A 24982-nucleotide genomic window follows, 5' to 3' on the forward strand; every position below is an offset into this window, starting at 1 on the left:
AAGGCTATTTTTGTGATTATTTTTATATTTTTTTATAATAAATAATTTCTAAATAATCCTTGATAAATTTTATTTTTTGTCCTATTATATAATGATGCAAGCTTGGAATTTTTTGTATAAATATTGTCGAAAAAATTATATAAATTTTCAATAAGTTTACAAAAAATATTTTATATAATTTAATTAATAAAACCAAGTAATTTGCTTGTATTTGCTTGTAATTATAATAAAATAAATAGTGTAGGATTAAAAATTCATTTAATTTTAAAAAATTCATTTATTTTAAATAGAAATAAGTTTTTATATATAGGAAAGGAAAATGTATGAATTTACATATGGGACTTGATGTCGGTTCTACGACTGTAAAGATTGTTATTACTGATGATAAATTTAATACTCTTTATTCAGTCTACAGACGACATAAATCAGATGTAAAACAAACAGTTACAAATGTTTTGATGGAAGCCTATGACAGGTTTAAAGATGATTTTCTTACTGTAAATGTTACAGGATCTGGCGGAATGTTTGTTGAAAAATATTTGGGAATTAATTTTGTTCAAGAAGTTATTGCTGAAACAAAAGCTATAAAACAATTTATTCCTCAAACTGATGTAGTAATTGAACTTGGCGGTGAGGATTCAAAAATTACTTATCTCAAAGGTTCTGTTGAGCAAAGAATGAATTCAATTTGTGCTGGTGGAACTGGCGCTTTTATTGATCAAATGGCTGCTCTTCTTGATACTGACGCGCAAGGTTTAAATGATTTAAGTAAAAATTATAAAAAAATTTATCCGATTGCAAGTCGTTGTGGTGTTTTTGCAAAAACTGATATCCAAGCTCTTATGAATCAAGGAGCAAGCAGGGAAGATATAGCAATTTCTGTTTTTCAATCAGTTGTAAATCAAACAATTTCAAATCTTGCTTGTGGAAGGCCAATAAAGGGAAATGTAACTTTCTTGGGAGGACCTCTTCATTTTTTAAAGGCTTTAAGAGTTAGGTTTATTGAAACTTTAGGAGAGGAAGAAAATAATTTTTATATTCCAGAAGATGCCGAGCTTTATGTGGCAAAGGGTGCTGCAATTTTATCTCAAAATGAAGAAAAAATTTCTTATAAATCACTAATAAAATCTTTGAAAGAAGATAAAAAAGTTGATATGGAAATGACCAAAAAAATGGAAAGACTTTTTGAAGATGAAAAAGACTACCAAGAATTTAAGAAAAGACACAAGACTAATCTTGTAAAATATAAAAATATTGAAGATTATGAAGGAGAAATTTTTCTTGGAATTGATGCAGGATCAACCACCTCAAAAATTGTCCTAATCAGCAAAGACAATGAAATTTTACACCAAGATTATAGGATGAATTTGGGAAGACCTCTTGAGGTTGTAATTTCTATGCTAAAGGATGCTTACAAAAAAATTCCGAAAAATGCCCAAATAGTTTCATCAGGAATTTGTGGTTATGGGGAAGAATTTATTAGAAATGCTCTTCATATCGACAATGGCGAAGTTGAAACCATAGCCCATTATTCTGCAGCCAAATTTTTTGATCCAGATGTAGATTTTATTTTGGATATTGGTGGTCAAGATATGAAAGCTATGCATATTCGTGATGGAATTATTGATTCAATTCAATTAAACGAATCTTGTTCATCAGGTTGTGGATCATTTTTGTCAACATTTGCAGCAAGTGTAGGTCTTTCTGTAGAAGAATTTCAACAAAAAGCACTTTTTGCAAAAGAACCAGCAGATTTGGGTTCAAGATGTACAGTTTTTATGAATTCAAAGGTAAAGCAAGCCCAAAAAGAAGGATCAGATGTTTCTGATATAGCGGCAGGACTTTGCTATTCTGTTATAAAAAATGCCATCCAAAAAGTTATAAAAGTTCGTGATCCAAAATCTTTAGGAAAAAATATAGTTGTTCAAGGTGGAACTTTTTATGGAGATGCAATATTAAGAGCCTTTGAAAAATTATCAGCAAGGAATGTAACAAGACCAGAAATTTCTGGCCTTATGGGAGCTATGGGCATGGCTTTGATTTCCAAAGAAAAATCAACAGGCCATTCCAAAATTTTATCAGAAAGTGAAATAGATAATTTCACCTACACCCAAAAATCTGCAAGGTGCGGAAGATGTACAAATAATTGTTCACTTCAAATAAATATTTTCTCAGACGGCTCAAGATTTATCACAGGAAATAGGTGCGAAAGAGGAGCTGGAGTAAAACAAGAAGAAACTTTGGCAGATCTTAATATGTACAAAATTAAAAATAAACTTTTGTTTGATAGGAAGACTTTGGGAGAAAAAAATATTTTTGGAAAAGTTGGACTTCCTAGAGTTTTAAATATGTACGAAGATTATCCTTTCTGGCATGAATTTTTCACATCCTTAGGTTTTGATGTTGTTTTATCGGATGAATCAAACAGAAAAATTTATGAAAAAGGAATTGCCACAATTTCATCAGAAACTGCCTGCTATCCTGCCAAAATTGCCCATGGACATATAGAAAATTTACTAGAAAAAGACATAGATATTTTATTTTATCCAGCAATTTTTTATGAATACAAGCAATTTGATAAGGCACAAAACCATATGAATTGCCCAGTTGTTTCAGGATATCCTGATGTAATAGAAAATAATGTTGATGGATTAAAAAATGTAAAATATATGGCCCCATATCTTTCATTTGAATCTGAAAAAATAATTGCAGATAGGCTGGTTGAAATTTTTGAAGGATATGAGCATGATGGATTTGTTTTAAAGAAAAATCAAATTATAAATGCAGTTAAAAACGCTTGGGTAAAACAAGCCGACTACCATGAAGATATAAGAAAAAAAGGTAGGGAAATTTTAGAATATGTTCATGTGAACAAGGAAAAAGCAATTGTTCTTGCAGGTCGTCCCTACCATATTGATCCAGAAATTAATCACGGGATTCCAGAATTAATTGAGTCAATGAGAATTCCAGTTTTGTCAGAAGATTCCATAGCCTATTCAACAGAAGATTTGGAAAATGAAACTAGAGTTTTGGACCAATGGTCTTATCACGCAAGACTTTATAGGGCGGCGGAATTTGTAGGAAAAGATCCTTGCCTTCAATTGGTTCAATTAAATTCATTTGGCTGTGGACTTGATGCGGTTACAACCGACCAAGTTCAAGATATTTTGGAAGCAAACGGAAAAATTTATACCCTATTAAAAATTGATGAAGTTTCAAATCTTGGTGCTGTAAAAATTAGGATTAGGTCTTTAATTCAAGCTCTTGACCAACAAGAAAATGAAAATATTCATTTGAAAAAAAGAAAAGATAAATTGACCTACGAAAACCACGAATTTACCAAAGAAATGAAAAATAGTGGCTATACAATCCTTGCTCCTCAAATGGCAAGAGAGCATTTTCAAATTATGGAAAGTTTATTAAAGGGATCTGGCTATAATATAGAATTTTTGGATAAGGTTGATGAAAAAGTAATCGATAACGGCTTAAAATATGTAAATAATGATTCATGTTATCCATCAATTACAGTTGTTGGTCAATTTATGGAAGCTGTAAATTCTGGAAGATATGATCCAAATAAATTAGCCCTTTTAATGACCCAAACGGGAGGAGCATGTCGTGCTTCAAATTATGTGGGATATATTAGAAAAGCCTTAAAAGATGCAGGATATCCACAAATTCCAGTAATAGCACTTTCAGCCCAAGGAATAGAATCACATTCAGGCTTTGATCTAAGAAAAATTTCTACAATCCCAATGGTAATAAATTTATTAAGGTCAATTTTGTTGGGAGATTTAATAAATAGGGTGGCAAATGCTACAAGACCTTACGAAAAAAATGAGGGCGAAGTAAATAAGTTAAAAGAAAAGTGGATAGGAATTTGCTGTGAAAATATTTATGATATGAGCTCAAAAACCTATAAAAATATAATCGAACAAATAGTAGAAGAATTTGATGAGGTAGAAGTTTTAGATATCAAAAAACCAAAAGCAGGAATTGTTGGGGAAATTCTTGTAAAATATTTACAAGAAGCAAATAACCACCTTCAAGATACCCTAGAAGTTGAAGGAGCTGAAGTAATAGTTCCAGATTTGACGGATTTTTTAATGTATTGTTTGGCAAACACAAAGCTTAAAAAAGAATTTTATGGCAAAAGTCCAATCAAGGCATTTTTTGGAAAAGCTGCAATAAATACAATAGAAGTTTACAGAAAACCAATCAGAAAAGCCCTAAAAAATTCAAAAAGATTTTCAGAGCCTGTTTATATAAATGATGTAAAAGATTTTGCAAAAGAAGTTACAAGCCTTGGAAACCAAGCTGGAGAAGGATGGCTTCTTGCGGGAGAAATGGTAGAATTAATCCACCAAGACGCACCAAATATAGTTTGTATCCAACCATTTGGCTGTCTTCCAAACCACATTACAGGCAAGGGAGTAATGAAAAAAATCAGAGAAATTTATCCACAAGCAAATATAGTAGCAATCGACTACGACCCAGGCGCAAGCGAGGTAAACCAAATAAATAGAGTAAAACTAATGATGAGCCAAGCAAGAGAAAATTTAAAAGAAAATGTAAAAGCATAAAAAAATCTAGCATTTTGCTAGATTCAGACTGTCAACAAACTCAATTTACACCCATTTCGAGCGAACGTAGTGAGTCGAGAAATCTCATGAGATCTCTCCATGCGTTCGTTTCACTCACACTAAAACACGTTTGCTTCGCAAACTTCTTCGTGCTTATGAAAACTCATTTGCTTTGCAAATTTTTCCGTGCTACCGCACTAGTTTTCAGGATTTATAACCGAAATCAACGGTTATAAATCTGCACTTAGTTTTAGGGATTATTGTGCCAAATCAAGGCACAATAATCTAGTCGAGATGGGTTGTAGCGTAATTTTATTTTTAAATTAACAATGAATTACTAAACTGACTTTGTTCACACTCTGAATCTAGCTTTTTGCTAGATTTTTTTTATAAATTTTTCAACATGATTTGTTATAATTCCATTAGGATTTAAAATTTCTAATTTTTCGTAGTCTTCTTTTTTATTTGAAAACCAAATATTTGTCAAAACTCCCATATTTTTTAACTCTTTTATCTCCTTGGGACTAACTGCTGTGTTTTTTGGGTGATAAAATTGTAAAGATAAGTCCTTGCAAAGACTTTTTATATTATTAACTTTTTTGCTAGTCAAAAGTGCAAGGGGGATTTTTGTATCTATTTCTCTTATTTTTTTTAAAGAATTTAAATTAAATGAAGAGATAAATACCTTATCAACCAAACCGTATCCATAAATTTTTCCCATCAAAAGTTTTTCTATATTTGGATATTCTATTACATTTGTTTTGATTTCTATATTCGTTAAAACGTCCTTGTCCTTAAAATAGGAAAAATATTCGTCTATATCTGAAATTTTTATATTTTCAAAATCCTTATTATAGGAAAAATAATATTTTTGCAACTCTTCAAGGCTGTGGTCTTTTATAAATCCTTGACCGTCGCTGGTTCTATCGATTTTTTCGTCATGAATTATAATTAATTCTTGTTTTTTTGATAAATGAACATCAAGTTCAATGGCATAAACTCCCATCTCGTATGCTTTTTTAAAGGCAAGCATGGTGTTTTCTGGATAAAGGGAAGAAAAGCCCCTGTGTGCTATTATTTTCATAAAACCTCCTTTTTATTTATTACCCAAAAGAGTATTTTAAAAATAAAAATAGATATTACTTATTGAGAAATCATATATGACTTAGTGATTTTAAGAAAGATTTATAATGAGTCAAAGATTATTTAAAAAGTAAAAAATGAAATTGGATTTTAAAAGCTATTTTTAAATAAAATAATAAATTATGTAGAAAAAAATCCCAAAATCCAAAAGAAGAAATAAGCAAAGAGTTCTTATCAAAAGTTTTATAAAAATTTGACAAAGCTATAATATATTGGTAATATATAAAGGTAGTTTGCAGGATTGGCGGAATTGGCAGACGCGCAAGACTAAGGATCTTGTGTCCGATTTTAGGACGTGGAAGTTCAAGTCTTCTATCCTGCACCAAGAAAAATTATACAAAAATATAAAAGGATATTGGCGAAATAAGCCGATATCCTTTTATATTTATTAAATTATTTAGATAAAAAGAAATACAAATGATTAAAAAATATGTCTTTGTAGTTTTTTTGTAGTTACTTTTTTAAAATACAAAGACTTAAATAAAATTTCTATTAATAAATTTTTTAATAATTTACAAAAACCCTTTCTACTTATAAAAATAGTAAGAGGGTATTTTTTATTGGACTAAAAATTATTTCTTAAAAATATTTATTTCAAAGTCTCATTTGATTTGATCAAAAAAATAATTTATAATAATTAACTAGTTATAACTTCCACATTAATGTAGACATATATAGATTTAAATAAAAAAATATATTGATATATACTAATGTTAAGGAAGATAACATTTTCATTGATTGTGAGGTGAAATTGTGAATAGCAGACAAATTATGATTTTACAAGCCGTTAGGTCACAGGATGAATTTATTTCTGCCAATAGTTTGTCAGAAATGTTTGGCGTTTCTACTAAAACTATTTATAAAGATATTGACAAAATAAACCAATATTTTAAGGAATATGGAATTGAAATTGAAAAAATTCCTCGAAAAGGAATTAGAATTGATGAGAAATTTAAATCTAAAAAAATAGATTTGATTTTATCGGATATTGATAGCAAAAAAAATCTGGATAACCAGTCGATTGAATATAGAGAAGAGTTCTTGTTCAAAGAGATTTTTTTAAAAAGAAAAAAATTAAATATCGATGTTTATGAGGATAGCACATTTATAAGTGAGGGATCTGCTAGAAGAGATATTAAAAAACTGGAAAAAGAGATTTCTTCAAAAAAATTACATTTGGTAAATGAGAAAGGCAGATATTTTGTAAGTGGTGAAGAGTCAAGGATAAGAACACTTATTAAAGAATATGTATCTTCATTAATTGATGATTCTAATTTTGAGGATATTAAGACCTTGTCTAGATTTTTTACTAAGGAAAATATTTCAAATTGTAAAAAGGTAATATATGAACTAGGTAAAAAATATGACTATGACCTTAGTAAGAGATATTTTAATACTCTTTTAATAGATTTACTGGTTCAAATAAATATGATTGAGCTAGGTTTTATTTTAACTGATTATAAGACTAGCATTAAATTTGATATTGATCATTTTGAGGCATATTTTTATGCGAGAGAAATTTTAAGTAAAATCTTAGATTCTAAAAAAGAAATCCCTAGTCAAGAAATTGAAGCCTTCTCTTATACGCTTCTTGCTTCTGGATTTAAAATAAAAAATGCTGGTTATAATTTGAGATTAGATAAGAGTGTAACAAACCTTATTAAAAAAGTATCAAATATTTTGGATATTGATTTGGCCAATGATTATCATTTGAAAAATATGTTGATAAGCCATATTGGTCCTATGATATTTAGATTACAAAAATCTATTGCAGTTAATAATCCGGTAGCTGAAGAAGTGAAAAAACAATATAGCGTTTTGTATAATGTTGTTTGGCTTTCAGTAAGGGAGCTTACAGAGGAATTCAATATAAAAATGACAGCTGATGAGGCTGCGTTTTTGGCCATTCATTTTCAAATAGCTGTAGAAAAAGTTCATACATCTTTAAATATTTTAGTAATATGCCCACATGGAATTGCTACTTCTGAGCTTATTGTTAGTAAATTAAAAAGATTAATTTTAGATACTGATAAGATAAAAAAAATAGACTTAGATGATTTAGATAAAATAGACTTAAGTAATGTTGATTTTATCGTATCTTCAGTAAAATTAGAAAAAATAAAAGTTCCAGTTTTTGAGGTTAGTCCAGTTATAACTGAACAAGAAATGAAAGAAATTAGTAGATTTTTTAATGAAAATTTAGACAAAAATAGGTTTTTAAAATCTAGCGAAAAAATTGAAACTAATAATAATTTGATTCGAGAGCTATTAGATGAAAATATATTGCTAAAATCTAAAGCCAAAAATAAAGATGAAGTTTTCAAAGAAATTTTAAAAATTTCAAATGAATTGAACAGGAAAAATAATTTATTTTTAGATTCAATAATAAAAAGAGAGGACATGGGAAGCACTAGTGTTTATACAGGAATTTCAATTCCCCACTGTGATCCTAAATATGTAAATAAATCTCAACTTGGTATTATAACTTTGGATAAGCCAATAAAGTGGGGGAAAAATTTAGTTAAGATTGTACTTTTAATTGCAATAACAGATGAAGATATTGATAGTACAAAGGATATTTTGATAAAGATTTATGGGAAAATAGAAAATAAAAATTTTATAGAAAAGTTGTGGAAGTCAAAAACAAAAGATGAATTGATTTCAACACTAATAAATTGGAGGGATGATTATGATAGAAAATAAAATCATTAAATTAAAAGTAGAAAATTTAAAAAATAGTAAGGAGGTGTTAAGTAGTTTAGCAGATTGTCTTATAGAAGAAAAAATTGTAAAACAATCATTTAAAGAAGCTATTTTAGAACGAGAAGATTCTTATCCAACAGGCCTTCAGTTTGACGGTTATGGCATTGCCTTGCCCCACACTGATAGCAAACATGTAATTAAATCACAAATAGCAATAATGACATTAGAAAAACCAGTAAAATTTGTAGAGATGGCAACATCTGATAAAGAAATTGATGTAAAAACTATTTTTATGTTAGCTTTAAAAGATTCCAACCAACACATTAAAATTTTACAAAAAGTAATGGAATTATTACAAGATAGGGAAGACATGACCAAGATTGAATCTTTTGATGATTCAAAGGAAAATGTAGAAAAATTAATAGAAATATTAGAAAAACATGAATTAAATTAAGGGGAGAAAAAAATGTTAGAACTTTTTCAAAAATTTGTTGATTTGGGAGCAATAGTAGTGCTACCAATATTAATTTTTATATTTGGAATGATACTTGGAACAAAAGCCAAAAAATCATTTACATCAGGTATAATTGTAGGTGTAGGTTTTGTTGGTTTAAATATGGTAATTGATTTACTTGGAAATAGTTTGGGACCTGCTGCCCAACAAATGGTAGAAAGATTTGGATTAAATTTAACAACAATTGATGTCGGTTGGCCAGCAGCTGCAGCAATTTCTTACGGAACAGTATTAGGAAGTTTAGCAATTCCTATAGGAATTGGTCTTAATATAATTTTATTATTTTTAGGACTAACAAAAACATTGATGGTAGATATGTGGAACTTTTGGCATGCAGCTTTCGTAGCATCTCTAGTATATGCAATTACTCAAGATTTTGCCCTAGGAATTTATGCAACAATAGCATATTTAACAATGATATATCTTTTAGCAGATATTATAGCACCAAGAATTGAAAAATTTTATGGTTTTCCAAATATAACATTCCCTCACGGAACATCAGCTCCAGGATTTTTATTTGCCCTACCATTAAATTGGATTTTTGATAGAATACCAGGATTTAACAAAATTGAAGCAGATCCAGAATCAGTCCAAAAGAAATTTGGTGTATTTGGAGAAAGTACAGTTTTAGGATTAATAATTGGTTTAGGAATGGGAATTTTGGCAGGATATGACTTGGGAAAAATTTTACAATTAGGAGTGAAAACTTCAGCAGTTATGGTATTAATGCCAAGAATGGTTTCACTTTTGATGGAAGGTCTCGCTCCAATTTCTGAAGCAGCAAACACTTTTGTACAAAAAAGATTTCCAGGAAGAGAAGTAAATATAGGAATGGATTCAGCCCTTTCAGTTGGTCACCCAGCAGTTTTATCAAGTTCATTATTATTAGTGCCAATAACAATTCTTTTGGCTGTAGTTTTACCAGGAAATACTACACTACCTTTTGGAGATTTGGCTACAATACCATTTGTAGTTTGCTTAATGTCTGCAGTATTTAATGGAAATATTGTACGTACAGTAGTAGGTGGATCAATATATATGACTTCAATACTATATATAACATCTTGGGCATCACCACTTGTAACAATGGCAGCAAAGGCAGCAAAATTTGATTTGGGTGGAAACAAAAGCATAACTGCAATGGCAGAAGGTGGTTTATGGCCAACATGGTTATTTATAATGTCAGGAAAATACATGCCATGGATAATGCTAAGTATAATATTTATTGTAAGTTTAGGCGGATTATATTACGTAAACAAAATTAAAGCAAAAAAAGAAATTAAGGAGTAAAAAATGAAAAAATTATTAATAATGTGTGGATCAGGAATTGCAACTTCTACAGTTGCTGCAGGAAAAGTTAAACAATGGTTAAAAGATAATAACTTAGAAGATGAAGTAAAAATTTACCAATCAAAAATAGCAGAAGAGGTTAATCATATTGACGATTATGATGCAGTAATAACTACAACAACAGTTCCAGATAATATTAAAGACAAAGTTATATTTGGACTTCCTTTGCTAACAAATATGGGAATTGATCAAATGTGGGATCAATTAAAGAAAGAATTGGAAAAATAAAATGAAAGCATCATCTCGAGAAATTTTAAAAAAAGCTCAAAAAAATTCTTATGCAGTTCCCTCATTAAATTTTATTGATGGACTAACTGCTAAAGCTTATTTAGAAGTTTGCGAGCAATTTAAAGTTCCTATGATATTATCATTTGCCCAAGCTCATGAAAAATGGCTTTCATTAGAAGATGCTGCTTGGATTGGGAAAAAAATCCAAGAAAAAGCATCTACACCAGTAGTTTTACACCTAGATCATGGCCAAGACATATCTTTTGTAAAAAAAGCAATTGAATTAGGTTTTAATTCCGTAATGATTGATGCGTCAACTCAAAGTTTTGAAAATAATATAAAAACAACAAAAGAAGTTGTTGCTTATGCTCATGAACGTGGAGTTGATGTTGAAGCAGAAATTGGTTTTGTAGGTGCAAACGAAAACTTAGAAAATCATGAAGTTGTAAATTCTATTTACACAGAAGTCAATGATGCTGTAGAATTTGTAAAAAAAACAAATGTAGATTCACTTGCGATTTCTATAGGAACAGCCCATGGAGTTTATAAGGGAGAACCTAAAATTAATTTTGAGAGATTGTATGAAATAAGAGAAAAAGTAGAAATTCCCCTAGTTTTACACGGGGGTTCTTCTACAGGTTATGATAATTTAAGCAAATGTGTCCAAGGTGGAATAACAAAAATAAATTTATTTACAGATATGATTAATGCAGGCTTTGCTGCTATTAAAAATGAAGATGTAGTAGATTATCCATCTTTGATTATTAAGATTAAAGAAAATATAAAAGAAGAATTAATTAAGTATTATAAAGTTTTTGGACTAATTGAAAGATAGGAGTGATAAAAATGAAGATAAATTCAAAAAAACATTTCTTTGTGTTCAATCCAAAATCATATTTGTACGGTGAAAAACTAATAAAATATGCTAAAGTTGCTGACCAAATGTCAAAAAAATATCCCAATATTGATGTTTTTGTGACAGGACCTTACGCTGATTTATATCGTTTGAAAAAGGAAACAGAAAATATAATAGTAACAGCACAACACATGGATGGAATAAATCCAGGTCGAGGAATGGGAGCAGTTTTGCCAGAATCATTAAAAGAAGCTGGAGTGGGTGCTACATTTTTAAACCACGCTGAACATCCATTAACTTTAGCGCAAATCGCAGCTTCTGTAAAAAGAGCAAAAGAATTAGGAATAATTACAATTGTTTGTGCTGATTCAAAAGAAGAAGCCAAGGCAATAGCAACTTTGGATGTAGATATTATTTTGTGCGAGCCAACAAAATTGATAGGAACAGGAAAGACAAGCGATAGGGATTATGTAGAATCAACAAATAATTCCATTAGAGAAATAAATCCTCATGCTCTTATAATGCAAGCGGCAGGAATAAGTACAGCAGAAGATGTTTTTAATACAATAAGCCAAGGTGCAGACGGAACAGGATGCACAAGTGGAATTGTAAAAGCAAAAGATCCTGAACAAATGATAAGAGATATGATTGAAGCTGTTGATAAGGGAAGTAGAGTGTGATTTATGCCAGTATATATGAAAGATTATCAAGTAGAAAGTAAAGAAGGACAAGTAAGCTTTATAGATATCACAAAAAATGTAAAAGAGGCAATAGATTTAAGTGGTATCCAAAAAGGAATTTGTACAGTAACTACAAGTCATACAACATGTTCAATATTTTTTGAAGAATTTACCCACGATGTAGATGAAAATGGTACAGAATTTTTGCTTCTTGATATGGACCAATGTCTTCAAAAAATAGTTCCAAATCACGACAGCAAAGATATCTACAGATATCCAGGAGAAAAACATTACCAAGAAGTTGAATCTTGGCCAGATTTAGATAAATGGCTACCAGGAGGAGATCGTACAAAATTATGGAATGCAGACGCCCATATTAAATCTTCAATTATAGGATCAAGCGAAACATTTGCTGTAAAAGATAATAAATTAAAAGTTGGAGTAACAGGCTACGTATATTTTGTAGATTTTGATAGGACAAGACAAAGACAAAGAAAATTTACTGTTACTGTAATTGGAGAATAAAAAGTTTTCATAATAACAATAAATAAAATTAAAATACTAGTTAATATATTATTAAACTGATCTTGTCTAAGCTCTGATGAGAATTTTTAAAAATAGAAAAGGATAAAATTTATGAATAGACAGACATATATTAAGCTAGAAAAAGAAAATCAAGAATTTAGAAAAAAAGTAAATTCTGATCCAAATAGGTTGAAATTTCATTTGATGCCACCAACAGGATTTTTAAATGACCCAAACGGTCTTTATCAAAAAGATGGATTGTACCATATTTATTTTCAGTATACCCCCTTTAATCCAGGCTGGGGTTTAAAAACTTGGGGCCATTATACAAGCTCTGATTTGCTAACATTTAAAGAAGAAGAGCCATTTTTATACCCAGACATTAACGAAGATAAGGACGGGGTTTATAGTGGGTCAGCTTTCATAGAAGATGGCAAAATTCATTTCTTTTATACAGGAAATGTTACCTACAAAGATATGGAAGGCTACGATGGAATTTTACTTGGAAGGGAACAAAATACAATAAAAGTTACAAGCCCAGACGGTTTTAATTATGACAAAAAAAATATTGTTTTAAAAAATGAAGACTATCCTCCATATATGTCCTGCCATGTGAGAGATCCAAAAATATTTAAAAAAGATGGAAATTATTATATGGCAATCGGAGGAAGGATGAAAGATGATGTGGGAGGTTTGCTTTTATTCAAATCCAAAGATTTAGAAAATTTCGAATTTTTTGATATGGTTACAACAAAAGAAAAATTTGGCTATATGTGGGAATGTCCAGACCTTTTTGAACTTGATGGGAAATTAGTCCTAGTTGTTTGCCCTCAAGGAGTAAAAAAAGACGGATACAAGTACGAAAATGTCTACCAATGTGGATATTTTTTCTTAGATTATGATTTTGAGACAAAAAAATATTCCTTAAGTGAATTTAAAGAATTAGACCACGGCTTTGATGTATATGCTCCTCAAAGTTTTTTGTATGAAAAAGGAAGAAGGATTCAAATTTGTTGGATGGGAATTCCAGATGCAGAATATACAAACGAACCAACAGTAAAATATGGTTGGAACAACGCCCTATCCATGCCAAAAGAATTAAAAATTAAAAATAATAAACTTATCCAAAATCCAATCGATGAAATAAAAAACCTACGTCTTAAAGAATATTTCTGCAAAATTGATGGATTTGAAGATTTAAAAATTAAAGACGAAATCTATGAAATGAAAGTAGACTTTGAAAAAAAAAAAGATTTTAAATTAGAAATTAGAAAAAATTTATTTTTAGAATACAAAGAAAATCTTTTGACCCTAACAATGAATGAAAGTGGTTTTGGAAGAGATAAAAGACATATTGAAATTGAAAAAATTAAAAATATAAGAATATTTAACGATACCTCATCAATCGAAATATTTATTAACGACGGAGAAGAAGTAATGACAAGTCGTGCCTATACCGAAAAAATTTCAAAACCAAGATTTATTACAAAAAATAAAGGAAAAATTCAATATTATCCATTAAGAGGATATGAATATATAAAATAAACTTGCCAAGTTAAATAAAAACTATGATTTGATAGAAAAATTCTATTGGATCGTAGTTTTTTTATTCTAATTTAAGAAAAAAATAAATACAGAGTGTAGACAAAGTCAGCTTATCAATTAATTATTAATTAAAAATAATATTAAGCTACAACCCATCTCGACTAAGTGAGTGAAACGAACGCACGGAGAGATCTCATGAGATTTCTCGACTCACTACGTTCGCTCGAAATGAGTGTAAATTTAGTTTGTCAACAGTCTAAATATTCGGATTATTTTAAATATAAAACAAGACCTAGCTTTAAATAAATTTCAAATTGTCAAGAATTTTTATAAATATTTTTACTAGCTATTGAATAAAAAAATTTTTAATGTATTATTATTATATAATAAGTCACATTTAATATGTTTTATTTATAATTAAAACGTTTCTAAAAGTTTTTGATTTTTTATTTTCATATAAAATTAAAAATGCGTTCGTAGGAGGGTATATTAAATACTTAATTTCTTTTTGTAAATTATAAAAATTTATTTTGCCTTAGGAATTTAAATATTAGTATTTTATATAGGATTTTTACGAAAAATATTTAGAGGAGGAAAACGTATGGCATGAGAGGACTGAAAAAAATTATATCCTTATTATTAGCCTTGTTTATAATTCTTGGAAATATTGTCCCGGCTTTTGCGGATGAAATTGTTGAATCAAAAGATAAAGAAATCATTGAACAAAGTTCTCAGTCAAATGAAGAAAATACTATTGAGCAAAATTCTCAAATAAATGAAGAAAATCAAAAAAATAACAATTCAGAAATTGACTCTTCAAATATTCTAAACCCACCTTTAAGAAAGACGCAGGTACTTTCTGATGATAGTAGTAAACCTGGATTTAATGAAACTAATGTTGTTGTGAGATTGAGCTTACATGGATTAAATGGAGGAAAATTTGATTTAGAAGATGTTTATCCTGATGGTTTAGAAGTAATATTAGAAGGTGAATGCATTGATGTTCATTATAAAGATTTGGTCGATGGGAAGGAAGTTATTAAAGAATTTAATGGTGAAATAAATGAAACTAGAAGTGTTGAGAAAAATGATCTAGTACAAGATATTGACTTTGGAATTCAATCTCAACTATTTTTTTCAGACTATTTAGAAGGGGATGAAGATGGTGATAAGTATTTTGAAGCCTATCCTGATCCTGACGACTCAGATAGAATAAATTCTTCTTTTGGTATTGGAGGAATAGAGTGGGTAGATGGAGTTCCAACTACTGTACTTACTTTAGATCTTTATCAAAGTCAAAATACTGAATTGATTTTTAATACCATAAACTCTAAAGGTGAAATTGTAGATAATCCAAATTTCGGAGAATTTATATATAAGATAGGTTCTGAAATCAGGACAAATAATATACCAAGTGATACGAACATTAATAAAATTGACCCTTTTGAAGGACTGATTATAGACTCGGAAAATCTTGATAATTTTAATGGTAGCAAAACTCAGCAAGTTACTTTAAAAGATTCCAGTACAAATGGATTTATGTTTAAAGATAATGATGAATTTGCTTATAAAATTATTCGCACTAAACAAGAAAAATTATCCAGACCTATGGAAGTAACTTTAATAAAAAAACAAAAACTTATAAAAGGAGGAGATCGTCCAAAATATATAGATCCGATAAGCGGAGAAGAAGTTGACGATCCTGATTATGTAAAAGTTGAATTTAAAGTTAATGATCATGGATCAATTGAAAGTGGAGAATCTGTTTATTGGGTTTTAAAAGATCTTGATTTAAAAGATTCAATCAAAGCTCCAAAAGTCAAATTAGAATATGGATATGGTCTTAAGGGTTGGAACCCTTGGTTTAATAGTGAAACTCAAAAGTATAGCCAAGATACAATCCATGTAGCTATAATTGATAAAATCAAATATTTTGATTATTTAACTTTTTCTGGAGATGTAACTACTAATAGATTTACATTTACAGATGGAAGTAGATTAGAGTTAATTGGACTTGTCGATGAATATGGAATTTACAAGAGAGATCAAATTAAAAGCTATATTGACTTTGAAAAAACTCCAGAAAGGGTAAGGGTGACCATGACAAATGGTTTAGTAGAAAATCCAGGAGTTAAGGAATTAAAAGTTCCTTTCCAGATGAAAGTTGATAATTCCTTTGGGAATGATATTCTAAAAACACAAAAAAAAGAACTTGTAAGAGAAACAACATTTCTTGCAAAAGATATTTTTGGCAATACTTCTTGGTGGGGGATAAGATATACAATCAAAAACCAAAACACCAAGGGAACAGTTACTCCAAAAGAAAAAGAAACCTTCAAAGATATAGCTTTAACAAAAGAAGAAATTTATAAAGCTGTAGAAGATGGAGAATTTTCATATAATTCTGATGTACCAAAACAAAATAAAAGTGGAGATAATGCTCTTCATAGAGAAGTTGACGGCAAAAATCTTTTAAATTCTAAAAAAGTTAATGGATTTTCCATAAGTGATGCAGATTATAAAAAACTTGACTTTTCTAAACTCAAGGATCAAGAAGTTCCAGTTACTATAACTTATTTAGACAATTCAAAGTCTACTGTAAATGTTAAAATTAAAATCAAGGAAAATGTTCCAACTGGTCTTACCAACGATAATAAAAATTCATCAAAAATTCTTTTGTTTGTAGGATTTGTTGGTATTGTTGTAAGTGCATTTAATTTTAGGAAAAAATTTCTAAAAAATTATGAATAAGAAAGAAAAAAATTATAAAAAAAATCAAAAAGATCCTGTGACAAGAGCCTTGCTCAAACTTGCTATAAAAATTGTAAGCATTTGTTTGGTCATAGCTTTTGTATTTACTTTTATTTTTGGAATATATAGGGTCAACGATACTTCTATGGTTCCAAATATTAGTCCAGGAGATATGATTCTTTTTTATAGGCTTGATAAAGATTTTGTTGTGGGAGAAACTGTTGTTTATTCTTACAATAAAGAAAACAAAATTGGAAGGATTGTGGCTATGCCGGGCGATGTGGTAAATATTGACGAGAAGGGACTTGTTGTAAATAATTCCCACCAATATGAACCAAAAATTTACAAGGAAACTTTGCCATTTACTGATGGGATAAAGTATCCGGTAAAATTAAAGGAAAATGAAATATTTTTATTGGCTGATAACAGGGACAAGTCAGTCGATTCAAGATTATTTGGTCCGGTTGAAAAAAAATTTATAAAAGGAAAAATATTTACTCTTCTAAGAAAAAGGGGAATATAATAAAAAATTTAACGAAAGGAAAAAGAAAAAATGAAATCATTAAAAAGTAAAATCGTAGCAAGCACATTGGCTCTTTGCCTTGTTGGGGGAGCTGTAATAGCAAATCCACAAAAAGCAGAAGCGACAGGAAAACCATTAAATATTAAAAAAGTTTTAAACTTACCAGCTGAAGGTGTAACAACACCAGAAGAAACTTTCACCTTTACATTTACTGCTCACAGTAAAGATGGTGATACAGAAAAAACAGCTGATCTTCAAGCTATTAATCCTGTAACAGTATCATACACAAATACTGAAACAGAGGATAATAATACTACAAAAGATGGTAAGCAACTTATCAAACAATCAGCTGACGCCTTAGCAAATGTAAAATTTACATCTGCTGGTCAATATACTTACACAGTAAAAGAAACTGCTGGATCTACAACCGATATGACATATTCACAAGCTGAATATTTGGTATCATTATTTGTTAAAAAAGTTGGAGATAATTATGAAGTAACAGATATCCAAATCAAACAAACAAAAGATGATAAGGGTGGAGAAGTTACTGGAGAAAAAACTGAATACCAACCAGGAGATAAAAACAAATTTGCCTTCGAAAATAATTACGACAAAAAAGATGGTAATGCAAATCCAAAAAACGGACCAGAAATTCAAGCAGATGATAAAAAAGGTTTTGCCCTAAGAAAAACCATCACAGACGATACTCCAGATGCAAATGCAGAATTTACCTTTAACCTTAAAGTTACAAAACCAGTAGGATCACACTCTGATGCAACAGCATTTAAATATGTTGTAGTAGATGAAAAAGGTACAGTTGTTGAAAAACAAAGTGGAACTTATGGAACTGCTTTTGATGTAATTTTAAAACACAACCAAAGAATAGTATTTACAGAAGTTTTACTAGGATCAAAGGTAGCCTTTGATGAAACAGTTGCTGGTGCATACACAGGCTCTGTAAAATCAGCTACATTTAATGGAACAGCAGTAACTGATAAAGAAGGAACTATAGGAGACCAAGAGGGTGGAAACTTTGTAGAATATGAAAATAAGACACAAACTCCAACTGGTTTGTTGATTGACAACCTACCATTTATTGCCTTAATAGCAGTAGCAGGTTTAGGAATATTCTTCTTTGTTAAAAACAGAAAAGAAGATGAAGCTTTAGCTTAATTTTGCTGTTTTAATTGATGAAAGAAAATAAGGAAAGTACTAATTCTAAAATAAAAAATGAGGAAGTGGAAGAGAAATCTTCCATTTCCAAAGATAAATCAAATATTTTATCAAAAGATCAAAGAAAAAAATTATTAGTAATCAGAAATATTTCCAGATTTTTGGATTATATTGTTTTAATAATTTCCTTGCTTGCACTTTTTATTGGAATCTATGCTTTTTGGGACACCCACCAAGTTATGGAAGTTGCTGATTCAGAAGCTTACTCAATGTATAAGCCAAATAGCGAGGATGATTTAACTTTTGACCAAATAAGGGCAAAAAATCCTGATGTTTTGGGGTGGATTGACATTTATGGGACAAATATAGATTATCCAATAGTTCAAGGAAAGGACAATGAAGAATATTTAAACAAAACTGTTCTTGGGAAATTTTCTACTTCAGGTTCGATTTTTTTGGACGCTTCAAATAAAAAAGATTTTTCAGATTTTCAAAATATTTTATATGGCCACTATATGGCTGAAAGAAAAATGTTTGGGGATATGGAACTTTTTAAAGATCGAGAGTTTTTTAATACTCACAAGTATGGAGTAATTCATAGAGTGAATAAAAAAAGCAAGGGGATAGAATTTTTTGCTTTTTTAAAAACTGTAGGAACGGATGATAAAATTCTTTCTATTGCAAAAAATTCTCAGGAAAAACCTGATTTAATCGACCATATTTATAAAAACGCTGATTATTCTAGAAAATTAGATTTTGGAGAAAATGAAAATTTAATCGTCCTTGATACTTGTGATCTTTCTGTTACAAACGGGAGATATATTCTTATAGGAAGGCTTACAGACAAGGTAGAAGAAAATATTTTTAAAGAAGAAAAAAAGGAAAATAAATTTGCCAAACTTCTTAAAAAATTCTATAAAATCAATATTTTACTGACTTTGATAATAATTTGGATTTTATTAGTTTTGATTTATCTAATTTATGATAGGATTAGTCGAAAAAAAGGAGAGGAGTCTAAGACGAATGTACAATAAAATAAGTATTAAGTTAAAAGCACTTTTTTGCTTTTCCTTAATTTTAGCTTTTCTCTCTGTGTTTTTTCTCTTTCATACAAAAGTTTATGCCAAAAACATAGACTATACTTTTAAGGTTGGGCAAAATGTAAGTATAAATTCACCATATTCAAAACCTCAAGATAATTTTGAATATATATTAGAGCCGATTTCAAAGGATGCTCCTTTGCCAGAAGCGAAAAATAAGACTTATAATTTTAGTCTAAAAGCAGATGAGGAAAAACAAATAAATATAGAATATCAAAAACCAGGTGAATACAAGTACAAATTATATCAAAATAAAACAGATATAAAAAATGTGACTCAAGATAAAGAGGTATATACTTTATTTATAAAAATCATAAAAAAAGATGGGCAACTTGTAAAAGATGAAATCATGATTATAAACTCTTCAAATAAGAAGGTTGAAGAAATGAATTTTCACAATATTTACAAAATAACAAGTCAAGAAAAAGCAAAAAATAAGAAAAAAATCAGTGCTGTTGTAGCAACTGGTATAAAAGAAAATTTTATTTTGTTAATCTTGATTATTCTAGTTGCAAGACGACTATTTATTTTAATTAATAATAGCAGAGATAAAGAAAAAGTATAAAATTAATAAGAATTTTGATGGGCTTTTGCAAAGTGTGATTTTCATACTTTTCTAAAAGTCCATTTTTTATTGATAAACTGGTATAATATTTTAAACTTATTTAAAAAGAACTAAGGAGAAAAAATGAAATTTGTTTATATGATAATGGGGCCTTTTGATTCAAAGGTTGATAGGAAGGCTATTGGGAAAAATGATAATACTGAAATTATTGGTGTTAAAAATCTTGAAGAGGCGAAAGAAATTTCTAAATCTTTAATTGGATATGCTGATGTGATTGAGCTTTGTGGGGCTTTTGGTAAAGAAGGGGCAAGGGAAATTATTGATGCAACAAATGGCAAAATCCCTGTTGGTTTTGTTACCCATCTTGATTGTCAATATGATTTGTTTGATGAATTATTTTCTTAAATTGGATTTTTTTCAAATTCAATCTTTTGGTAAAATTGGAAATATAATAAAAAAAAGTGCCTGCAGGCACTTTCAGAGCGTAGACAAAGTATAATTTTAGCTAATATTATATTTTAAAATAAATATTAAGATACTACCATCTAGACTAGATGATTGTGCCTTGATTTGGCACAATCATCCCTAAAACTAATGTGATAACACGAAAAGTTTGTAAGACAAGCATGTTTTAGTGTGAGTGAAACGAACGCATTGAGAGATCTCATGAGATTTCTCGACTCACTACGTTCGCTCGAAATGGAAAAATTTTTAGTTTGTCAACAGACTGAGTGCCATTTCTGGCACTTTTTTAAATTCTTATTTTTCAATAAGTTTTGCTAATTCGATTTATTTTTTATTTCTAATTATTCCACAACTCTTCTGCGACTGGCTTCCAGTCTTCTGCGTAGTCTTCGCATTTATCGCACAAATCGTCTACGTTTTCTTTTTCTAGGATATCTGTTGATTTTGCCATTGATTTTTTCACCATATCTCTTAATAAATTTGGATTTTCTAGCATTGGACATGGTCTTAACATATTGTCGTTAAATGGTTGTCCATCATGATAGGCCATAAATAATGGTGATTGTAGACTTTCTACTAGGGTTTTTTCTTTTATATTTGAATCTGAATAATGGATAAATACGCATGGTTCTAAATCGCCATTTGTATTTATGTGAAGGTAATTTCTTCCTCCAGCAATACATCCTCCGATATATTCTGCATCATTTTGAAAATCTAGGAAAAATAGTGGTTTTGTTTTTCTAAATTTCCTTAATTGGTGGTAGACGTGTTTTCTTTGGTCAGGTTTTGGTAAGAGTTCTTTGCCTGTGCCTTTTCCTACTGGCATAAAGTGGAAGTGCCAAGCAAATAGGGCTCCTCTTTCTATCATTTCGTCTACAAATTCTTCGCTAATTATTGATTCATAGTTTTGGGAAGTGTAGCAACATGATATTCCAAATGGAAGTTTGTTTTCTTTTAATAAATTCATTTTTTCTATTACTTTATTATAAACTCCATCGCCTCTTCTTGCATCTGTTGTAAATTCTTCTCCTTCTACTGAGATTGCTGGAACTATGTTTTTAAGTCTAAGCATTTCTTCAATAAAATCTTGGTCGATTAGGGTTGAATTTGTAAAAATCAAAAATTCGCAGTCATTGTGTTTTTCGCAAATTTTTAATTTATCTTTTTTTCTTACAAGTGGCTCGCCGCCTGTAAAAATGTAAAAATAGATTCCTATTTCTTTTCCTTGACGGATAATATCATCGATTTGTTCAAAGGATAAATTCAAACTATTACCGTATTCTGCTGCCCAGCAACCCTTACATTTTAAATTGCAGGCTGTTGTAGGATCTAGAAGAATTGTCCAAGGAATATTACACTTATATTTTTCTCTACTTTCTTTTTTCAAATCTTCACTGAACAAGACTGAATTTAATAGAAAATTTATAATTGTTTTGTCGAACACTTCGGGATCTATTGTGTTTAGCATATTTAATATGTATTTATGGTAAACATCTTCTGGATCTTTTATTACTTTATCTATTGTTTCTATTTGTGTTCTATAATCATTTGGTGAGATTTTCTTTGCCAAATCTATTGCTTTTTTTAGATTCTTTTCTGGGTCCTTGTGGACATATTTTAAAGTTTTTTCTACTCCATATGTTTTAACTTTTTGGTTTAAATTCATAATTTCCTCCTTTAACTTAATATTAAAATTTTTTTAGCTTATAATCTTTTCTAATTGCTTATAGGATTTTTTTAATAATTCTATAAGCTCATCTTCTTTTTTTGGATCTGCATCATACAATTTCACAGCCAATAAAATTGGTGAATAGAAGATGGTAGATAGGACTTTTAGGTCAGAAAATTTGCTTAGACCATAGTAGTTTATAATTTCTTGCTGTTTGGTCATGGGATTTTCTATAAATTTTTCCACATAACATTGCATGGCTTGTGGATTTTTGTACATTTCTATAGATAATATTTTCCTAACTTTTGAAACAAAGGAATCATGGAGTAGGTATTTGAAAATATCTATAGATAATTTTTCTATATTTAATGATGCGTGACCATTTCTTATAATTTTGTAGCTATCTACATCATCTAATTCATTGTCAACCCTAATTACGGCATCTTTTATAATTGTGTCAAAAATAATTTTTTTTGATTTAAAATGTTTGTAAATTGAAGGGGCTTTTATACCGACTTCTTTTGCAATATTTTCCATAGACACATCTGAATAACCGTATTTAGAAAATAAATCCAAAGATTTTGATAAAATATTCTCTTTTGTATTCATGTTGCCTCCCAAGAAATATTTCTTAATTCTATTATAGGCTAATGGTTATTAGCTGTTAATTATTTATTGAAATTTTGATTTTTAAAATTTGAAAAATTAAAAAATATTTCAAATTTTATTTGAAATTTTCTAAAATTTTCTTAAAATTTTTTATTCATTTCATTTTATTTATTTTATTTTTTTTTTGACTTAAATATTTGTTTTTCAATTGTTGTTTTGTATTTTTTATGATAATATTATATTTAAGTAAGATTTTGGTAAAATCTTTTTATCTTAAATAAATTATTTGGAGGAATTATGCAATTATCGACTTTATCGTCTTTGCAATGGAACCTTATTGCTGGGGGTCTTGCGATATTTTTATTCGGCATTAATTTGATGGGGGAAGCTCTGACAAATTTTGCTGGACCAAAGCTTAGGGGTTATGTTGAAAAATATACATCCAATCCTATAAAGGGAGTTTTAGTTGGAATTGTTATTACTGGACTTATTCAATCATCATCAGCTACAACTGTTATAGCAATTTCTTTTGTTAGGGCTGGAGTAATGACTCTTGAACAAGCTATCGGTGTTATTTTGGGTGCCAATATTGGTACAACTGTTACTGCAGTTTTGATTGGTTTTAATTTAGATTATTTATCTTATTTTATTTGCCTTATTGGAGTTGTTGTTTTTTTATTTGCCAAAAAAAGAAAGGGAAAATATATTGGTGAAATCCTAATTGGTTTTGGACTTTTATTTATTGGTCTAAAAATGATGGGTGATAGCCTTGCTGAACTTAAAAATATCCCAGGTTTTGATGATGTTGTTACAAATCTTGGTAAAAATCCAATAATTGCTGTTTTGGTCGGAGCTTTGTTGACAGCTCTTATCCAATCTTCATCAGCTTTTATAGGAATTGTCCAATCCTTGTATGCATCTGGAGCAATTGGTCTTGATCTTTCTTTAGGATTTTTATTTGGAGCAAATATCGGAACCTGTATTACAGGAATTCTTGCATCTTTGGGTGGATCTTTATCTGCAAAAAGAACAAGCTTGTTCCATGTTTTATTTAATGTAATTGTTTCAGGGATTTTCTTAATTTTATTGGCACCTTATGAAGGATTTATTTCCTTTGTTTCTGATAAATTTTCATTAAATCCTATGATGACTATAGCAGTGGGCCACTTTACTTTTAACTTTGTGGGTATGATTTTATTTGTTCCAATTATAAAATATGTTTCAAATGTTCTCCACAAAATTGTTCCTGGAAAAGATTCAATTTTCTCTGACGTTTCAGAAATTGAACTTGAAGAAAGTTTGATAAATACTTTCCCAGCAGCAGCTCTTGATCAAGCAAAAACTGCAATTATAAAAGAAAGTAAGATTGCTCTTGAAACTATAAAATCAACACAAAAATTTTTAAATACAAGAGACAATAATGATCTTTCTACAGCAAACCAAGCTGAAGCCTTGGTAAATGAAATGGATACAAAAATTCAAAAATATTTACTGGATATTTCAAAATCGAATCTAGTAAGTGAGCTTGAAGAAGATATTCACAATTATTTACAAGTACAAATAAATGTTGAAAGAGTTTCAGACCTTGCCCAAAATCTTGGAGAATATTTTGATGAGATTAATGAGGCAGGAGAATTATACAATACTGAAGCCTTGGCAGATTTAAATAAAATTTACGATTTGGTAATAAACAATTATGTAAACGCAATCGAAGTTTTTGAAGCTGAGGATATAGCACTTTATCATACCTTAAAAGAAGATGAAGCAAATCTAGACTTATTGGAGCAAGAACTTAGAAGGTCTCACTACAAAAGACTTACACATGGAGAAAAATTATCCACAGTTGCAAGTTCAGTTTTCGTTGATATAGCATCAACAATAGAAAGAATCGGAGACCATGCCTTTAATATTGCTCGTCTTACAGTTGATCCTGTAAAAGTTCACAGTGAATACGAAAATCAAGTTGTAACCATTGAAGGTGCAAATTAAAATTTATA

The 24982-nt window shown here is 29.4% G+C and carries 19 protein-coding genes and 1 tRNA gene; 17 read left to right on the forward strand and 3 right to left on the reverse strand.

Features of this window, described 5'->3' with window-relative positions; translation table 11 throughout:
• Positions 1-323: 323 nt before the first annotated feature.
• Positions 324-4583 carry a 2-hydroxyacyl-CoA dehydratase gene (locus BN2087_RS04035; protein ID WP_049690578.1) on the forward strand — a complete coding sequence of 1420 codons (4260 nt, stop codon included), beginning with the start codon at positions 324-326 and terminating at the stop codon, positions 4581-4583.
• A 376-nt stretch (positions 4584-4959) separates the two neighbouring features.
• Here BN2087_RS04035 and BN2087_RS04040 read toward each other — a convergent pair whose 3' ends face one another.
• A complete protein-coding gene (locus BN2087_RS04040; protein WP_049690579.1) occupies positions 4960-5667 on the reverse strand; it encodes a glycerophosphodiester phosphodiesterase family protein in 708 nt (235 codons plus the stop codon).
• Positions 5668-5961: 294 nt separating this feature from the next.
• Between BN2087_RS04040 and BN2087_RS04045 the strand changes: the two genes are divergently transcribed.
• From BN2087_RS04045 to BN2087_RS04115, 15 genes are all read left to right on the forward strand, one after another.
• Positions 5962-6051, forward strand: a tRNA-Leu gene (locus BN2087_RS04045).
• A 428-nt stretch (positions 6052-6479) separates the two neighbouring features.
• Positions 6480-8429: a BglG family transcription antiterminator gene (locus BN2087_RS04050; protein WP_049690580.1), complete on the forward strand. Its 1950-nt coding sequence runs from the start codon at positions 6480-6482 to the stop codon at positions 8427-8429.
• Positions 8416-8883: a PTS sugar transporter subunit IIA gene (locus BN2087_RS04055; protein WP_049690581.1), complete on the forward strand. Its 468-nt coding sequence runs from the start codon at positions 8416-8418 to the stop codon at positions 8881-8883. The genes BN2087_RS04050 and BN2087_RS04055 overlap by 14 nt, the downstream gene beginning before the upstream one ends.
• A gap of 12 nt (positions 8884-8895) precedes the next feature.
• Positions 8896-10233 carry a PTS galactitol transporter subunit IIC gene (locus BN2087_RS04060; protein WP_049690582.1) on the forward strand — a complete coding sequence of 446 codons (1338 nt, stop codon included), beginning with the start codon at positions 8896-8898 and terminating at the stop codon, positions 10231-10233.
• 3 nt (positions 10234-10236) lie between these two features.
• Positions 10237-10521: a PTS sugar transporter subunit IIB gene (locus tag BN2087_RS04065; protein ID WP_049690583.1), complete on the forward strand. Its 285-nt coding sequence runs from the start codon at positions 10237-10239 to the stop codon at positions 10519-10521.
• Position 10522: 1 nt separating this feature from the next.
• On the forward strand, positions 10523-11356 hold the full coding sequence (locus BN2087_RS04070; RefSeq protein ID WP_049690584.1) for a class II fructose-bisphosphate aldolase: 834 nt from the start codon (positions 10523-10525) through the stop codon (positions 11354-11356).
• Between the two features lie 11 nt (positions 11357-11367).
• Positions 11368-12057 carry a triose-phosphate isomerase gene (locus tag BN2087_RS04075; protein ID WP_049690585.1) on the forward strand — a complete coding sequence of 230 codons (690 nt, stop codon included), beginning with the start codon at positions 11368-11370 and terminating at the stop codon, positions 12055-12057.
• Between the two features lie 3 nt (positions 12058-12060).
• Positions 12061-12582, forward strand: a complete 522-nt coding sequence (locus tag BN2087_RS04080) for a YjbQ family protein (RefSeq protein WP_049690586.1) — start codon at positions 12061-12063, stop codon at positions 12580-12582.
• A gap of 111 nt (positions 12583-12693) precedes the next feature.
• Complete coding sequence (locus BN2087_RS04085; protein WP_049690587.1) at positions 12694-14127, forward strand: glycoside hydrolase family 32 protein; 1434 nt, start codon at positions 12694-12696, stop codon at positions 14125-14127.
• 606 nt (positions 14128-14733) lie between these two features.
• Positions 14734-16878 (forward strand): hypothetical protein, encoded by a 2145-nt coding sequence (locus tag BN2087_RS04090; protein WP_049690588.1) that lies wholly within the window; start codon positions 14734-14736, stop codon positions 16876-16878.
• Positions 16871-17401: a signal peptidase I gene (gene lepB, locus BN2087_RS04095; RefSeq protein ID WP_049690589.1), complete on the forward strand. Its 531-nt coding sequence runs from the start codon at positions 16871-16873 to the stop codon at positions 17399-17401. The genes BN2087_RS04090 and lepB overlap by 8 nt, the downstream gene beginning before the upstream one ends.
• 30 nt (positions 17402-17431) lie before the next feature.
• The gene (locus BN2087_RS04100; protein WP_049690590.1) at positions 17432-18577 is read left to right on the forward strand and encodes a DUF7601 domain-containing protein; all 1146 of its coding nucleotides are present in this window, start codon (positions 17432-17434) and stop codon (positions 18575-18577) included.
• A gap of 17 nt (positions 18578-18594) precedes the next feature.
• Positions 18595-19611, forward strand: a complete 1017-nt coding sequence (gene srtB / locus BN2087_RS04105; protein WP_049690591.1) for a class B sortase — start codon at positions 18595-18597, stop codon at positions 19609-19611.
• Positions 19601-20242 carry a Spy0128 family protein gene (locus BN2087_RS04110; RefSeq protein ID WP_049690592.1) on the forward strand — a complete coding sequence of 214 codons (642 nt, stop codon included), beginning with the start codon at positions 19601-19603 and terminating at the stop codon, positions 20240-20242. Before srtB ends, BN2087_RS04110 begins: the two co-directional genes overlap by 11 nt.
• A 123-nt stretch (positions 20243-20365) precedes the next feature.
• Positions 20366-20647 (forward strand): DUF6506 family protein, encoded by a 282-nt coding sequence (locus BN2087_RS04115; RefSeq protein WP_049690593.1) that lies wholly within the window; start codon positions 20366-20368, stop codon positions 20645-20647.
• Positions 20648-21044: 397 nt separating this feature from the next.
• Here BN2087_RS04115 and BN2087_RS04120 read toward each other — a convergent pair whose 3' ends face one another.
• Together BN2087_RS04120 and BN2087_RS04125 are read right to left on the reverse strand one after the other, a co-directional pair.
• Positions 21045-22373: a radical SAM/SPASM domain-containing protein gene (locus BN2087_RS04120; RefSeq protein ID WP_049690594.1), complete on the reverse strand. Its 1329-nt coding sequence runs from the start codon at positions 22371-22373 to the stop codon at positions 21045-21047.
• Between the two features lie 33 nt (positions 22374-22406).
• Positions 22407-22985: a TetR/AcrR family transcriptional regulator gene (locus BN2087_RS04125; protein ID WP_049690595.1), complete on the reverse strand. Its 579-nt coding sequence runs from the start codon at positions 22983-22985 to the stop codon at positions 22407-22409.
• 297 nt (positions 22986-23282) lie between these two features.
• On the opposite strand from BN2087_RS04125, the gene BN2087_RS04130 reads away from it, so the two are divergent.
• On the forward strand, positions 23283-24974 hold the full coding sequence (locus BN2087_RS04130; protein ID WP_049690596.1) for a Na/Pi cotransporter family protein: 1692 nt from the start codon (positions 23283-23285) through the stop codon (positions 24972-24974).
• The last annotated feature ends 8 nt before the right edge of the window (positions 24975-24982 follow it).

The organism is Anaerococcus jeddahensis (assembly GCF_001182725.1).
Classification (GTDB): domain Bacteria; phylum Bacillota; class Clostridia; order Tissierellales; family Peptoniphilaceae; genus Anaerococcus; species Anaerococcus jeddahensis.